Here is a 14,700-nt window from a genome sequence, read left to right as displayed (position 1 = left end):
AGCGACTGCAGGGAGGACTTCTTGCGAATAGCCATCATTGGCCCGACGGCGATTGAGACTGTGGCAGCGGCAGGAGGGTGGAGCGCGGAGGAGTGCCGCCGCCTGGCAGCCCAGGCTGGAGAGGAACTAGCGGCGCGGGGCCACGAGTTGGTGGTCGTGCCCGACCGGGGTGTGGGCCTCATCGCCGCGGAGGCTTACCGGCGGGCGGGCGGGCCCAAGGTAATCGGCCTTATCCCGCGCGGCGGGTCGAATTTGCAGGCTCGGATCGCCGAGTGTGAGCGACATCGGGACTTGTGCGATGTGGTCGTGGACGACCTGACCTGGGACGAACAGCATCCTCGCCTCTGCCAACTTGCCGATGCGCTCCTGTGCATTGGCCTGAGTTGTGGCACCATCGCCGAGATCGCTTGGACGAAGTGGACGGGCTATAAACCAGTGTTCGTGATCCGCGAACTGGTGAGCGCCATCCCACCGGAGATAATGGCCGAAACCAACGTGCAATTAGTAGGCGGGTTAGAGGAAGTGTGGGACAGGATAAGCGGATAAGGGAGTGCTTAGTACTCTCCGTCCACAGTGGGAATCCGCTGGCTTCCATTCTTATCAACGTCTGCCCTCAGGGCGCGAAGGATGCACTCGCGTAGGTCGGGGTAGGCGACGAGGACACCGCTGAGGAACTTGCGCCCCGGCGAGCGTTGCCGCCGGTAGATCATACACAGGCAGGCGGCGGTAACACCGATGCGCTGCGCCATCTCTTGTAGGGTCAGGTTCTCGTTCTCTTGCTTCTCCCGTAGCCGGCGCAGCAGTTCGTCCATGGCCCTGCCCACTTCCTGCCATTATAATAGCACAAATGTTCTAATTTGTCAAATCGCGCCTGTGGCTTGACCACACGGCGGCGGGGCGCGATCGGGCTCAGAAGGTGTGGCAAATGAAAAAGCCTCGGCGGGAACCCTGTTCCCACCGAGGCTTCTTTGGTTGCGGCGTGCTATAACTTGACGACGTTCACAGCGTGCGGCCCCTTGGGGCTGTCTTCGATGTCGAACTCGACGTGGTCACCCTCGTCTAGGTTGCGGAAACCTTCGCCTTGGATAGACGAGAAGTGCACGAACACGTCATTGCCGCTCTCGCGGCTGATGAAGCCGTAACCCTTGGTTCGGTTGAACCACTTGACGGTGCCGGTCATTCTGTCACTCATGTCCCGACATACCTCCTTCCTTTGGTAGATGTTGCAGGGTGGAGGTACTTGTTCGGTGGCGTGGTCTCAAGCGGTCCAACCTCGCTCCACAAACAGGGCCACCTAGGAGTTTGCCCTAGGTGGCCCGATTGGTTTACCCAGAACAAGTACTAACTACATCCTACAGTAAAACATTATACGCAGATTCGCAAATCTGTCAAATCGCTGCAGTGCTCTGTGGGGTAAGTATCGGTCAACTTCGGCGAGTAGCACCAAACGACCGAGAGCGTTTGGGCTTCGGGAACCTGAGATCCTCTCGCAAAGTCTGTTCGCAGATCTTAGCGCAGCCCCAGGATCTTACTGGCGATGGCTGCCATGATCAGGATGAATGCCCCAACAGAGGCAAAGGCGACGACGATGAGCAAGACCAGCGAAAGGGTGTCCACCGAGCAGTTCTCCTATGTGGGCGGTGATGCGCACGGCGGGCGGCGACGGCGCTAGGCCAAAAGGGGGCGGGATTGAATCTGCTTATATTATACACGACATGTCAAAATAGTCAAATCGCGCTCGAATCATGCAAAAACGATGCACCGACTTTTGGATTGCAGGCGTCCACTCTCCACTTGGGCGGATAGTGAGGTCTAAGGCCCCCACACCCTCATCTCCACATCATCTACGTACATTGCTGTGGGCTGTCCGCCGACGCCGTCATTCTTCACCCCGAAGTACAGCCGGATGGTCTGGCCAGCGTAGCGGGTGATATCCCACTCCGGCGGTGTCTGGTAGTAGGTCCAACTTTGCGTGTTCTCGCAGACGCGCAGGATATTTTCCAAAAACTCGTTCTGTGTGTTCAGAATACGCACCAGTTGGAGATCATAGGGCAGTGTATCGGCGCTGATGGGATAGTACCAGAAGCTGATGGTCCCTCGCGTCGTAGTGATGGGAATGGTAATATCCTGCCAGACAGATGACCAACATTCTCCATCAGGCCCATCCGTGATGCCCAACCGGTAACTGCGCATCCCCCTATACGAGAGCGCTGCAGTGTAGGCGCTGGCGCATGGGTAGGTAGTGCGGTACTGCCAAGCCTCGTAGTCCTCGAAGCCAGGGTTGACCACTAACTGCTGGCCCCCTGGCGTGGGTGACCCAGTGGGCGTGGGGGTAAGGGTTACCGTCGCGGTTGGGGTGCTCGTGCCCGTCGGGGTGTTGGTGGGCGTATGAGTGCTGGTCGGTGTCTCGCTCGGCGTGGGCGAGGGGCCACTGGTGGGGCTGAGGGATGGCGTCGGCGTGGCGGTGTTCGTGGGCGTCTCACTTGCCGTGGGTGAGGGGCCAACGGTGAAAGTGGGGGATGGTGTGGGGGTGGAGGTGTGTGTTGCAGTCGGCGTGCGGGTGGGCGTATAGGTGGGGGTGATAGGCGGATACCCCACCCGCACTACTGGCAGATAGACGAAGCGCGGTGGAGCCTCGCCCACCTGGATGTGCCCCGACGTAGAGGTGGCGGGGATGGCATGGGTGTTTGAATCCACCAGGATCACCTCATCCAAGGCCAGGGGGCTGGTGCCATTGGCGATGGCGATGAAGGTGATGCGACAGATGGTGCCACTGCCGCTCAGTGGTGCGGTCCCGTAGATGAGCGTTGCGGCGTAGAGCACTTCGCCTGTCTTATTGTCGGCGCTGCGGCGGGCGACATACGTCTGGCCGGTGACAGGGGGCGGGAAGTCGCCGTACTCGACCTGCACGCCATCCACAGCGGGATCAGCATCTACTACCTGCAACACCGTGGGGTTGAAACGCAAACGCACTTGCACTCCCCAGAAATTGCTGACGTTCTCGACGCGCACGTCCACCGTCGTCTGCTCACCGACGTTGATCTGCTGTGTCGCAGGGACGACGCGCACCAACGCTGTGGTGGCGTCGGAAGAGAGTACCAAGGCTATGAGGGTCAACAGTGTGGCGATGATTCGGACACGCAAGATGGATTATCCTCCGACAAGCGAATTGGCGCGCTGTGGTCCAACCTCTGGCGTGGGCGCAGTTTAGCGCGTCACGTCCAGCAAGTCAACTCGTGCGATGTCTCTGCTGTCCGCGTTACCACCCTTGATGACGGTGGCAGTGCGGTATCGTTACTCTCCTCGCCCCACCAAGAATATGCCCCCGACCGTTGGCCGGGGGCAGGATAGTAATACCTTTGGTCCGGGGGAGAACTTTCAGGCTGGGTCTGAGGTTCCTTCGGGGTTCGCAGAGCAGTCGTCGAATTTACTCGACGGCGATATCTTAAGTCGGCTTCCCTGCTAATTCATACACCATTCGGGTCGGCTGAATCACCCGGCGCGAAGCGTCTAATATCTCTAACGACACTACATTCCCTGCGGCATCGTAATCAATGATGATGCCCGGCTTGTCCTCATCGCTTTCTGCCACAGGCGCTTCGCTCAGGATGATGGTCAGCGTATCTGTTTGGGGGTCGTAAATTACCCGCATTTCTATCTCCAATATTTCTCTACCTTGCTGGTGCGATAGACAGTAACCACCTCAAATGGCTCATGGTGTACATCCACAAACACACGCACCAAGTACACCTTAGGCGGTTCACCAAAGGTTAGCCTGGATTGATAAACACGACGCCCAGAACGTATCTCCCACCACTGTTCTGGTGTAGTCAGAACCCCATCCACCTCGTCTTCTGTGATGCCCCGTCGCTCCATTTCCCAGCGAGCGTGATTGGTGAGCACATAGTTTCGCGGGTCTGGGCATGACATACGGTCGGTCTTTCCTACTACCCTCGAACTTAAAGCCCGGCAGCGATGGCAACGGCGCTCGCTATCCAGGAACCAACCACCAGTGCCGCCGAGGCAATGTAATAAAGCGAGGGCCTCCTCGTCCCCGGAGCGAGAACAGCGTCGCGGAGTCGCGCTCCCACCCAGTAGCCTGCGGGGAAGAGGAGTGCGGAGAAAACTGCCCACGGCAAACCCTCCGCCGCTAAGAAGGCCACGAAACCCCCGGGGCGATTGAAGGATAGAAGGTACTGGCATGGCGCGAGCCGCATGCCAGCAAAGTAGAAAGCCGCCGCCGCCAACAGCGCCGCCGACGCACCACTCGCTACACGGGCCAGATGGCCCCTCTCCAGTTTGCGTCCGGCAAAGGACACGACTCCGGCCAGAGCAAGTCCCTCCAGCATCACGGCCAGGCAGGAGTTTGCCTTGCACAAGACCGAGACGTGGAGGATGGGGACTACCAGTTGCTTGCACAGGATGGCCACCAATGCCACCCCCGCCAGCATCATGGGCCGCCTGAAAGCACCGGTGGCGATGCCCAGGATGCCCATCCCGATCCCGGTCAGGATGGCGGCTCGGTACGGGAAGTTCGCTGATGCCATCGCGCCTCCCAGAACCACCTCGGATACACCCCAAAGGGAGCCAAGCACCGCGATGGCGGTGAATATATCCAGCAACGGTGTTCTCTTCTCAAGGGCTTTCGTTTCCATCGCTTCCCCTCTCCTTGAAAGATTCTTGGTTATTAATAATATCTCGAACCTCGCCGCTGTCAAATGGAGTATCTCCCAGTCACCACCATCTCTCTGCTCAATCTATCCTCAAAACCTTCGCTCCCCGGATCTTCCGCCTTTTCAGTTCCAGCAAGGCCTTATTCGCCTCTTCCAATGCGTATTCCTGCACCTCGGGTCGGATGGGCACTTCTGCTGCCAGGGCCAGGAATTCGCTCACATCCCTCCTGGTGACATTGGCGACGCTCTTGATCTCCTTCTCCATCCACAGATGGGAGGGATAATCTACGCGGAGAAGATGGTCTTTGTCTGCTTCTTCCTTGCGGATGGCGTTAATGACCAGCCTTCCGCCAGGCTCGAGATTCGCTAGCGCCTCCACCACTGGTTTCCAGACCGGCGTGGTATCCATGATGCAATCCAATTTCACCGGGCATTCCTCTCCCACATCCCCGGCCCAGACGGCGCCTAATTCCCTGGCAAACGCCCTTTCCCCTTCGCTCCTGGCGAACACGAAGACCCTGGCGTTCGGATAGCGGTGTCTCACCATCTTCAGCACCAAGTGCGCCGAAGCCCCAAATCCGGTGAGGCCCAGGTTCCCCCCATCCTTGAGATCGCATAATCTCAGGGATCGGTAGCCGATCGCCCCAGCGCACAGAAGGGGCGCTGCTTCCGCGTCCGAAAAGACATCGGGAATGGGATAGGCGAAATCCTCGGGCACGGTCATATACTGGGCGTATCCGCCGTTTGCGTCTCGGCCCGTAGCCTTGAACTCGGGGCACAGGTTCTCGTTCCCTGCCAGGCAGAACTTGCATTTCCCGCACGCAGAATAAATCCAGGCGATTCCAACCCGATCCCCGACCCGGAAGATGCTCGCTTTGGGACCGAGATCTTCGACTCTCCCCACCACCTGGTGACCCAGGACAATGGGCAGAATGGGTGGCGGTGTTCGCCCCTCGATTTCGTCCAGTTCGGTGTGGCAAACCCCACAGGCGGACACTTTCACCAGGATTTCCTTCTCCCCGGGGATCGGGTCGGGCAGGGTGGTGAGTTCCAGTGGGGTCTCGTTCTCCTCCAGGCGACAGAGCCTGTTCAGTACCATCGCTTTCATTCAAATCCCTCGTTTGCGCCGCGGAGAAATTCATAGACTTGGCGTTCTCGGCTTTACTATTTTGCCTCCATCAATCCTTTGATTTCCACCAAATCGTCGCGTGCCCAACGGGTGAATTCCTTGGTGCGATCATCCGGCCGGAGTTTCCACAGTAAATCCATGAACATGGTGACCGCCTCCATGAGGGATCGGTACATCATCACGCCCACCTGATCCCATGGACCGAGTCCACCTTCTGGGAGTATGTAGCGCACGGACTCTTTGATCTGTGCCTTTTTGGCTGGGTCCAGTGCTCCCTTGGGCGCTCGCGATAAGATGCGATCTACTTGATCGAATTTCGTTTCGTTGAAGGGGCCACACAGCGACAAATAACGCACGGCTTCCAAATACACTCGTATGGTTTGCTCAATCTCGTCTCTCAGCGGGTCCTTCTTGCTGCTCGCAGAGCGCTTTCTGAACCAGTCCATGGGCATCTCCCTTCTGTTGCAATTTTGGTAATGACAAGCCCTCGCCGTCGAATGGAATCGCCCGTGTGCGACGGCTCATATCATCAAACCCGCCCCGCGGGTTTCCCATTCGTTGCCGTCGGTTTCCAACCGACGGCAGATTGATGGCACATTGCCGAAATCTCCGGCCAGTCGCCGAAATCTCCAGCCTGCCGTCGCATAGGCATCCCTCGCCGTCGAATAGAATTCGACGGCTCGCATTGTCAAACCCGCTGGGCGGGTTTCCCATTCGTTGCCGTCGGTTTCCAACCGACGGCTTGTCATGGCCATAAAATAGCGCCAGCCGCTGTTTATATTATGCCTTCAGCCACTGGCGCTACACAAACTTATTTTTCTCTTGCCAATGCCAACGATCATGCTCGACCTGGCTATCAGATACAGTAGGCCCAATGGGACTGCCTGCTCTCAGGCAGGCTACAACGGAGCGGACTAACAGAAAGTGAAGCGCCTCAGAAACCCGTTTTCTTCGAGAAAACGGGTTTCTGAGAAGGGCTCACGGTATGCAGAGCACCTGTCCGACGTAGATCAGGTTCGGGTTCACCAGGTTGTTGAGCGTGATGATGTACCACGGTAAGACCTGGTACATCGCCGCGATACCCCACAACGTCTGGCCCGGCTGCACGGTGTGCCACACGCGGCACGGCGGCAGCGGTGGCCCACTCGGGATCACCAGTACCTGGCCGGCCCGGATGTAGTTCGGGTTCAGGATGCCATTGGCCGCCTGGATAGCCTGCACTGTGGTGCCGTAGCGCAGGGCGATGCGGAACAGGTTCTCGCCTGGCTGGACCACATGGGTGACGGGCCCGGGCCACGAGGGTGGCGGCGCTGCCGGAATCCACAGAGCTTGGCCCGCCCGGATATAGTTCGGGTTCACGATGCCGTTGGCCGAGATGAGCACACTGATGGGCACACCGAACCTGCGGCTAATCGAGGACAGAGTGTCACCCCACTGCACGATGTACGTGAAGCCCCCCACACCTGGTGGCCACGCTGGTGTAGGCCCGACCGTGGGTGTGGCCGCGGGGGTGGACGTGGGAGTTGGGGTTGGCCCGCTCACCACCGTGATGGAGCCGCCGGTCGTGGTATGGGTGATGGGTGCAGCGCTCGAGTCCACCAGGGTCGTGGCGGTGAAGGAGATGTTACCTGTCCCCGCCGCGATGCCCTTGAACTGGATGGAGATGAGCGTGCCTGTCCCAGTCGCCGCCGGAGCCGTCGAACCCACCAGGGTGTACACGTACTGCACGGTCCCGGCGGTGTTATCGGCGGTGTTGTTCTGCAGGAACCCCTGGAAGGGATCCAGGAACGCGCCGGGGGCCACCTGGATACCGGGCGCCGTCGGGTTGGCGTCTTGCACCTCGAGTTTGGTCTTGTCAAAAGAGAGGCGCAAATCCACCCCATACAGGTTGGTGACGTTCTGCACCCGGATCTCCACTACCGCTGTTCCTCCCACAGCAATGGACTGTGATGCCGGGTACACGATCACCGTTGTCCCCTGGGCCAGGGCTGGCGGCGCGGCAACCAGTATGAAACTGAGTGCCATTAGGGTCGCCAGCAGGGCTCTAAGTCCGCGTACTTTGTTCCACATCGTTTGTACCTCCTTGCTTGCTTCGTTGTTGACTACTTTTTGTGGACGATGGGCATGTAGATCCAAGCCTCAGCGAAAGCCGAAACGGTCCCGCCAGAGGCGGTAGCATCCAGAGCGCCGCCCTCAGCATCGCTGAGTGCCAGACGCTTGAAGGTAAGAGCCGATGAGCCTTCGTTCACAACCCAGAACGTGATGCTGGCTAAAGTGCCGTCGCCCTGCCCGGGTTCCGCTGAGCCACTGCGGGTGGCTACAAACAGGATCCGCCCGGCAGCGTTATCCGCATTGTTCGGACCGATGTAGCTCTGGTCGGGACCCAGATCCACGAATGGGCCGGGGGTGATTTGTACGCCCTCCACCGCGGCATCGCTATCTACCACCTGCAACACGGTGGGCTCAAAGGCGATCTCGAACTCCGTGCCGTACAGGTTCGACGCGTTCTCGATCTTCACGTTGATGGTGATGAACTCGCCCATTTCCACCCGCGTCCATGCCGGATCCAGGAAGACGCGGGCCGGCTCCGGACTTGCCGCCATAGTCATCACGCTTGGGACCATAGCCCACGGCGCAGGGCAGGTGGCGTCGTAGTTGCGGCCGGCGCATACCAGGTCCATCACGTTCAGGCAGCCGTCGCCGTTCACGTCCGCCCGTGGGTTGATGGGGATGCGGCAGGGGCTTGGGTCGCTCCAGCCGGGATCCGTGGCGATGATCACCAGGTCAATGATGTTCACTCTGCAGTCGTCATTCAGGTCGCCGGCGGGCAGTTGAGCAGTGCCGATGTCGGTGTTCACGCCGGCGGATACGACCACACCGGTCTTCTCCGCGTAGATGTAGTTCTGCTTGGAGGCGCGGACGGTGTATGTCCCGGCGGGCAAGCCACCGAAACTGAAACTGCCACTGGCTCCGGTGGTGGTCGTGGCCACGACGGGCCCACTGGCGGTTACGGTGGTGCCGGAGTGGTTCGTCCGCCCGAAGAGCAGCACCACGCCGGAGATGCCGCCGGTGCCAGAGGGCGTGGCGGTAGGCGTGGGCGTCCGGGTCGGAGTGCGCGTCGGTGTGGGCGTCGGCGCTGCGGCAGGCGCGGCGCTGTAATCCGTCTCACCGTAAACGCGCAACGTGTTCCGAGCACTCACTACGTTGATGTAAGGGTCAATGGTGTCCGTCGGTGCGTAAAGCAAAGTCAGGCGCAGCGGATGGGCCGGGTCGGCGGTGAAGTAATCTTCGCCCACGGCCGGGTCGGTGTTGGTGGCCGGGATGTTGGAGTTCAGGCCGTGTAGGGCGTTCTGGGTGATGGTAATCGCGTCGCAGCCGTAGAAATGCACGCGGCTCTGATCCGACCACCAGTCGGTGGTGAGCAAGTAGTACTCGGTAATGCCGGGTACATCGGCCAGAAGCAGCGTGCTGTAGTGTTGCGGGATGATGCGGAACTGCTCGGTGCTCCATAGGTCTGTGGAACCAATGCGCCAGTACTTCTCTTTGAGTTCGCCGCTGAACTGCGGTTCCACATCTTCGTCTGTCAGACGGACGGAGAGCCCCGGCCGGGCATAGATGGAGCCGTGACAATCAGCGTCATAGGAGAGGGGATTGGCGAAATCTGCCTCAGTGATAGCCTGGATGTCTTGCATAGCAGTATGGTAAGCGTTGAAAGGCGGCACGAAGGGCAGATAATCGTCAATGCCGTAATCCTGCAGGCGCTGCGAATCCTGGTAGTTCACGAATTCCTGCTTGGGGATGGGCGTGCGGATAGTGATGTACTTGAACTCATATTGTTCCCAGGTTGGGTTAACATAATCCGCAGGCACCACATGGACGGCGGTGACGTTGTACTCGTGCCCGTCCACGAAGAAGCGCTTGAGATACCAGGGATCACCGGGGGTCAGGTCGTGGGCTCCAGCGCCGTTATCCATGGCCGAGCGCGAGGCTCCCAGGGCGCGGCCCACCATCACCCAGGCCATCTTGGTGGTGGGATTGATGCCGCTCACCCAGACGAACCACGGGCCGTCCATACTGCCCAGGTTGTTACCACCGGCCGGTATCTTCCTGTACCACGTGTCGGTGCGGCCGGCGATGGCCATCTCGCCTGCGGCCAGCGTGACGAAGCCGATCTGATAGGGCTGGAGCGAAGGGCCTGTGCCACCGCCTGTGCGCCAGATGCGGAACTCCGCCCCGCTCGCCGAAACGTTGTCCAGATACACCATGTAGTCTAAGAACTGGGCACTCTGACCACGGGCGAGTTCTACGTCGTCCACGGCCAGGATGACCATTTCGTCGCCACTCAGGGGGACGCCATCCTGGTCTAACTGGTCGAGGGCCCCACCGTCGCCATCGAAATCGGCGGCGATGTGGGTGCGCTTCTCCAGTGAGCGCTCGCTATGCACAGTGACGATGTCGTTGATGTCGTCGAAATTGCAATCGAAGGAAGTCACGCCCCAGCCAGCGCTGGGCAGCCAGGCCGGGTCCGGTGCGCCAGCGACGAGGCCCGGCAATTCCCGGTACCCCGTGGCCATGGGGAAGACCATGGTAGTCTGGCCGGGCTGGCCGTGGGTGGGTTTATCGGTCGTATCCAGCAGCATGTACGTATATTCTTGCAGGAGGGCGGGGAAAGTGTAAACGCTGCTGGACGTGAGGATCTTATCCATGTACTCTGGCTCATACCACATCCGCAGGAACACTTTCTCCCGGGCATCGCCGTTCTCGGTGCGGATGCGCCCGTAGAGGGCGTGGATGGGTTCGCCGGTATGGTCGAACTCGTTCATATAGGCCGGGTCGAAGGTGAGCGAGTCCTTGCGCGGAGCCTGTGGGAGATGCGGGTTGAAGGGAGCCCACGGGTCGGTGTAGGGATAGACCTCCACCGGGTAGGTAGGCGCCAGACGGTCGGTGGCGGTGCTATCGCCTGCCGAGCGGCCATCGTAGCCGTACAGGCGCACGCCTTCGAGGGTCTTGTATTTCGGGCCACCTTGTGCTGGGTCGAACCAGAACTTCACCCGCGGCTGCCAGCCGCTGCCAGGCATGGCAGAGACTCCTTCATCGCGCACCCAGCAATCCACGGTGTCGTCCCAGCGCAGGTTGTAGCGACCGGTATCGGCGGGCCGGCCCTGCATCCATTGCAAATACTCGCTCTGCGGGGCGGTGTAGGCCGCCGTCAGCAAGTATAGTTCATTCACGCCGGGGATGTCGGGCAGGACGAATTCTGTGTAATACCAGGGCAGGGAATGGAACTGCTCCACGTACCAGAATTCGCTGCCGTCGCTCCGGTCTTCCCCATACTTCTGCTTGAGTTCGCCGATGTACTGCTCGTTGGGACCCTCGCGGACGTAGTACATCTGCGTGTCCAGAGGGCTGCTATAAGTCCGCAGCCCATCCCTGGTGACATAGGGCAGGCTCACGTTGTCCTGCAAGATAGGTGCCACCGGCCCGATGAGTGGTCCCAGATAGTGGACGGCGCTCTCGGCAGCGGTCAGGTCGGTGCCGCAGGTGAATTCGGTGATGGCCTGCACGTCGCCCAAAATGTAGTGCTCGTGGTTATACGGCGGCATCACCGACAACTGCTCATTGGTGTTATATTCCTCCAGGTACACCGAGTGCTGGTCAATGAAGTAAGTATCCGGGCCTTTGGGAAGCGGCGTGCGAATGGTGATGAATTGGAAGCGCGAATCGGTTTCACCCGCGAAGTTGCGGGCGTAGATGGCGACTACGTTGTATTCGTGGCCATCCACGTAGAAGCGCTTGAGCCACCAGGGGTCGCCGGGGCGCAGGTCCGGAGAATAGGGGGCGTCTTCCATGCCACTGTGGGTGGCGCCGAGGGCGCGACCCACCACGATGCGGGCACGCGCTTCCGTCGGGTCCACGGTGTCCACGTAGGCGAAGAAGGGCCCGCGGACGTGGCCGATCTGGTCGCTATTGTAGGGCCCGAAGACCGTCGAAGGGTTGGCAATGATGAATTGCCGCTCGGGGACCAATTTGGTCACCGACATGCCCAAGGCGATGTTGCCATTGTAATAAATGATTAGGCGGGCCCCATCGCTCGACACGTTGTCCAGGCCGAGGTAGAAGTCCAAGAACTGGAGGGAGTCGCCGACGTGGAGTTCGATCGTGTCCAGATGCAGGATCAGCAACTCGTCGCCGCTCAGCGGGGTTCCATCTTGGTCCAGTTTCTGGATGACGCCGTCGCCGTCGAAGTCAATGCGGAAGTGATTGATGTAGGGCCCCTGCGAGAGGCTGAGTTCGCTATCCAGGTGCACGATCTCTGGGGTGCCATCGAAGTTGGCGTCCAGGCTGGTGAGGCCGTAGCCTCTGCTGGTGTTGCCCAGGTCGGCCATGCGTACGCCCACCGGGAAGACGAATTTGGAGATGCCCATCTGGGCCCAGGCTGGCTCGGGCTTGTCGGCCAGGCGCTTGGGCTCCATCATCATGTAGGTGAACTCCTGCATGATGGCCGGATACCACTCGTCGGTGCTGGTGGGCCGGTAACTGCTGTCGCGGTCGAGGACGCGGTTGGCATTGAGGTCCTTGTCCCAGTGCTCCGGCTCATACCACATGCGGAACCAGACCTTCTCCGAACCGTTGCGGTCGCCGAGATAGATGTGGTGGTAAAGGTCTCGGTTCTCGTCGGGGGTCTCCAGTTCGTACATCCAGATAGGGTTCCAGGTGATGGAATCCTTTTTGGGTGCTTGAGACAACTGGGGGTTGAAGACCGCGAACGGGTCGGTGTAAGGCGGGTCTTCTACGCCGGCGGTGGTGAACGGATCACGGACGGTGGGGTCGCCGGGCTGGCCAAGGGCGGGGAGAACTACGATCCACAGGCTGAGCGCCAGGGCGATCAGGACGAGCACGACTACACCCAGGCGCAATCGCGCCTGCGCTGTGAGATGCGGCATCTGATTCATTTTTCACCTCCGGGGCGATGCCAAAACGCCGGGGAAAAATGGCTCCCCAGGGCACGTTTATCTTACCATATATCAACCAAATTGTCAACTTTGGCGAACTACTTGTGAGGGCGATGGTGGTGTGAACGCAGGTAAATAATTATTCACCGCTGAGGACGCCAAGAACGCGGAGAAAACCTCAAAACTCAGCCATCTCGGCGTGCTCTGCGGTAGAATCCACTCCTTGGATAGAAAGTGCGTAACTTTTCTGTATTACTTGACGGAATAGGGCGGGGATAGTTGCGGGGGGAGGTTGATTTTATCGCTCCGCTAGTATTGAGAGTACTGCCGCCCGGTGATTGATTGCCAGCGGCAGGCGGTTTGTTGCCAAGCCCCGCTCACCCTACAGGATGCATACCCGCGATCTCCACGCCGGCCGCGGCCAGCAATGCGCTCACCGATTCTGCTTTGCCCCAATCGAAACGCAGGGCAATGCCGCAGTCGCTGGAGAGTTCCCGCGGCGTGGGGATCAGTTGGACCTCTAACCCATTCTTGAGCAGGACCTTCTCGGCGCGTATCGCCGCCGAGGTCGTGTAGAACAAAACCACACCAGCCGACGCCGTCATTTCCGAACCTCAATCCCCGAACCCTCCACGACCTCACCGACGCGCCAGACCGCTCGCCCCAGGGCGGCGAAAAGGGCTTCCAATTCCGGCGTTTTCTCCGCCGGCACGGCAATCAGGAGCCCCCCGCTGGTCTCTGGGGTGAAGAGGAGCATCTGCATCTCCTCCGGGATCTCAGGGGCGAAGGTTACCCCGCAGCCGTAGTAATCCCGGTTGCGGTTAGTACCACCTGGGAAGAGCCATTTACCCGCGTAGCCGCGGGCGCCTTCCAAGAAGGGGAGTTTGCCGAAATAGAAACACAACCCCACGGCACTTAATTCGGCCATCTCGCTGGCGTGACCCAGCAGGCTGAAACCAGTGATGTCGGTGGCGGCGTGGACGCCCACCTTTTGCATCGCCTGGGCAGCCAGACGGTTGAGGGTAGCCATGCTCTCCACTGCTTTTTGCACGTGGGCAGGGTCGGCCACCCCGCCCTTGAGGGCGGTGGTGATGATGCCCACTCCCAGAGGCTTGGTCAGCACCAGGTCGTCGCCGGGCCGGGCCCCCGCCTTGGTGAGCACCCGATCCGGGTGAACCACGCCCAGCACCGCCAGACCGTATTTCGGCTCGGGGTCGTCCAGAGTGTGGCCGCCAGCCAGTACCCCGCCAGCCTCGGCCACTTTCTCCGCCCCGCCGCGCAGGATCTCGGCGATGATTGCCGGGTCCATGTCGGCGGGGAAAGCGCAGACGTTGAGGGCCAGGATCACCTCGCCGCCCATCGCATAGACATCGCTCATGGCGTTGGCCGCGGCGATCGCCCCATACTGATACGGGTCATCCACCACCGGGGTGAAGAAATCCACGGTGTGAATGACGGCCACGTCATCCGTCAGGCGATAGACCGCAGCGTCATCGGCTTTGGAGAGCCCTACCAACAGGTTGGGGTAATCCTCGGCGCGAAAGAGGTTTTGCAGTGGGCGCAGGACCTGCGCCAGGGCCGCTGGGCCCCTCTTCGCCGCTCAACCCGCAGCCGTGGTCATCGCAGTCAGACGGATCTCTTCTCTCGTCATCTCAATCTTCCTTCTCCAGTCGGGGCGACGCACCCCCGCAGGAGTGCGTCGCACTCCTCGCTATTCTTTGGATAATGTTAGCAGGAACTCATCTCCTTCCTGCGTTATTTCCACTCGCCAGCCCAGGCCGCGAGCCATACGGCTCACATTGTCCCGGCTGGTACCGCTATCCACTCGCACCTTTACCGTGCCCTTCCCAGCCGCCTCCAGCGCCTTGCGGGCCAGGATGACTGGTTGCGGGCACGATAGCCCGCGAGCGTCCACAGTTTCAACGTGGTTCATCGTTACTCTCCT

15 protein-coding genes are annotated in these 14,700 nt (G+C 60.1%); 1 reads left to right on the top strand and 14 read right to left on the bottom strand.

Annotation, left to right across the window (positions count from 1 at the left end):
* Positions 1-21 precede the first annotated feature (21 nt).
* Positions 22-546 carry a hypothetical protein gene (locus H5T64_07025; protein ID MBC7264098.1) on the top strand — a complete coding sequence of 175 codons (525 nt, stop codon included), beginning with the start codon at positions 22-24 and terminating at the stop codon, positions 544-546.
* 8 nt (positions 547-554) lie between these two features.
* On the opposite strand, the gene H5T64_07020 is transcribed toward H5T64_07025, so the two are convergent.
* The 14 genes from H5T64_07020 to H5T64_06955 form a co-directional block, all read right to left on the bottom strand.
* Positions 555-812 (bottom strand): hypothetical protein, encoded by a 258-nt coding sequence (locus H5T64_07020; GenBank protein MBC7264097.1) that lies wholly within the window; start codon positions 810-812, stop codon positions 555-557.
* A gap of 170 nt (positions 813-982) precedes the next feature.
* Positions 983-1,180 (bottom strand): cold-shock protein, encoded by a 198-nt coding sequence (locus tag H5T64_07015; protein ID MBC7264096.1) that lies wholly within the window; start codon positions 1,178-1,180, stop codon positions 983-985.
* A 632-nt stretch (positions 1,181-1,812) separates the two neighbouring features.
* Complete coding sequence (locus H5T64_07010) at positions 1,813-3,144, bottom strand: hypothetical protein (GenBank protein ID MBC7264095.1); 1,332 nt, start codon at positions 3,142-3,144, stop codon at positions 1,813-1,815.
* Positions 3,145-3,445: 301 nt separating this feature from the next.
* The gene (locus H5T64_07005; GenBank protein MBC7264094.1) at positions 3,446-3,652 is read right to left on the bottom strand and encodes a DUF2283 domain-containing protein; all 207 of its coding nucleotides are present in this window, start codon (positions 3,650-3,652) and stop codon (positions 3,446-3,448) included.
* A gap of 2 nt (positions 3,653-3,654) precedes the next feature.
* Positions 3,655-3,930 (bottom strand): DUF4258 domain-containing protein, encoded by a 276-nt coding sequence (locus H5T64_07000; protein MBC7264093.1) that lies wholly within the window; start codon positions 3,928-3,930, stop codon positions 3,655-3,657.
* Positions 3,931-3,959: 29 nt separating this feature from the next.
* A complete protein-coding gene (locus H5T64_06995; protein MBC7264092.1) occupies positions 3,960-4,655 on the bottom strand; it encodes a hypothetical protein in 696 nt (231 codons plus the stop codon).
* A 97-nt stretch (positions 4,656-4,752) separates the two neighbouring features.
* Entirely contained in the window at positions 4,753-5,781 is a 1,029-nt protein-coding gene (locus H5T64_06990; GenBank protein ID MBC7264091.1) for a zinc-dependent alcohol dehydrogenase family protein, read from the bottom strand.
* A 56-nt stretch (positions 5,782-5,837) separates the two neighbouring features.
* Complete coding sequence (locus H5T64_06985; GenBank protein ID MBC7264090.1) at positions 5,838-6,248, bottom strand: hypothetical protein; 411 nt, start codon at positions 6,246-6,248, stop codon at positions 5,838-5,840.
* A gap of 75 nt (positions 6,249-6,323) precedes the next feature.
* Positions 6,324-6,557: a hypothetical protein gene (locus H5T64_06980; GenBank protein MBC7264089.1), complete on the bottom strand. Its 234-nt coding sequence runs from the start codon at positions 6,555-6,557 to the stop codon at positions 6,324-6,326.
* Between the two features lie 223 nt (positions 6,558-6,780).
* Entirely contained in the window at positions 6,781-7,872 is a 1,092-nt protein-coding gene (locus H5T64_06975; protein MBC7264088.1) for a LysM peptidoglycan-binding domain-containing protein, read from the bottom strand.
* Positions 7,873-7,904: 32 nt separating this feature from the next.
* Complete coding sequence (locus tag H5T64_06970) at positions 7,905-12,755, bottom strand: carboxypeptidase regulatory-like domain-containing protein (GenBank protein ID MBC7264087.1); 4,851 nt, start codon at positions 12,753-12,755, stop codon at positions 7,905-7,907.
* A 377-nt stretch (positions 12,756-13,132) separates the two neighbouring features.
* The gene (locus H5T64_06965; GenBank protein ID MBC7264086.1) at positions 13,133-13,360 is read right to left on the bottom strand and encodes a DUF3343 domain-containing protein; all 228 of its coding nucleotides are present in this window, start codon (positions 13,358-13,360) and stop codon (positions 13,133-13,135) included.
* A complete protein-coding gene (gene selD, locus H5T64_06960) occupies positions 13,357-14,406 on the bottom strand; it encodes a selenide, water dikinase SelD (GenBank protein ID MBC7264085.1) in 1,050 nt (349 codons plus the stop codon). Before selD ends, H5T64_06965 begins: the two co-directional genes overlap by 4 nt.
* 60 nt (positions 14,407-14,466) lie before the next feature.
* The gene (locus H5T64_06955; protein ID MBC7264084.1) at positions 14,467-14,688 is read right to left on the bottom strand and encodes a sulfurtransferase TusA family protein; all 222 of its coding nucleotides are present in this window, start codon (positions 14,686-14,688) and stop codon (positions 14,467-14,469) included.
* Positions 14,689-14,700 lie beyond the last annotated feature (12 nt).

The sequence above is a fragment of the Chloroflexota bacterium genome (assembly GCA_014360825.1).
In the GTDB taxonomy this organism is placed as follows: Bacteria; Chloroflexota; Anaerolineae; order UBA2200; family JACIWT01; genus JACIWT01.
The sequence above is the reverse complement of the archived record's forward strand: the minus strand, read 5'-3'. Positions and strand labels throughout refer to the sequence as shown.

Coding starts and splice junctions, on each gene's coding strand:
- H5T64_07020 (MBC7264097.1), bottom strand. CDS start 812: ATGGACGAACTGCTGCGCCGGCTACGGGAGAAGCAAGAGAACGAGAAC.
- H5T64_07015 (MBC7264096.1), bottom strand. CDS start 1,180: ATGACCGGCACCGTCAAGTGGTTCAACCGAACCAAGGGTTACGGCTTC.
- H5T64_07005 (MBC7264094.1), bottom strand. CDS start 3,652: ATGCGGGTAATTTACGACCCCCAAACAGATACGCTGACCATCATCCTG.
- H5T64_07000 (MBC7264093.1), bottom strand. CDS start 3,930: ATGTCATGCCCAGACCCGCGAAACTATGTGCTCACCAATCACGCTCGC.
- H5T64_06995 (MBC7264092.1), bottom strand. CDS start 4,655: ATGGAAACGAAAGCCCTTGAGAAGAGAACACCGTTGCTGGATATATTC.
- H5T64_06990 (MBC7264091.1), bottom strand. CDS start 5,781: ATGAAAGCGATGGTACTGAACAGGCTCTGTCGCCTGGAGGAGAACGAG.
- H5T64_06985 (MBC7264090.1), bottom strand. CDS start 6,248: ATGGACTGGTTCAGAAAGCGCTCTGCGAGCAGCAAGAAGGACCCGCTG.
- H5T64_06980 (MBC7264089.1), bottom strand. CDS start 6,557: ATGGCCATGACAAGCCGTCGGTTGGAAACCGACGGCAACGAATGGGAA.
- H5T64_06975 (MBC7264088.1), bottom strand. CDS start 7,872: ATGTGGAACAAAGTACGCGGACTTAGAGCCCTGCTGGCGACCCTAATG.
- H5T64_06970 (MBC7264087.1), bottom strand. CDS start 12,755: ATGAATCAGATGCCGCATCTCACAGCGCAGGCGCGATTGCGCCTGGGT.
- H5T64_06965 (MBC7264086.1), bottom strand. CDS start 13,360: ATGACGGCGTCGGCTGGTGTGGTTTTGTTCTACACGACCTCGGCGGCG.
- H5T64_06955 (MBC7264084.1), bottom strand. CDS start 14,688: ATGAACCACGTTGAAACTGTGGACGCTCGCGGGCTATCGTGCCCGCAA.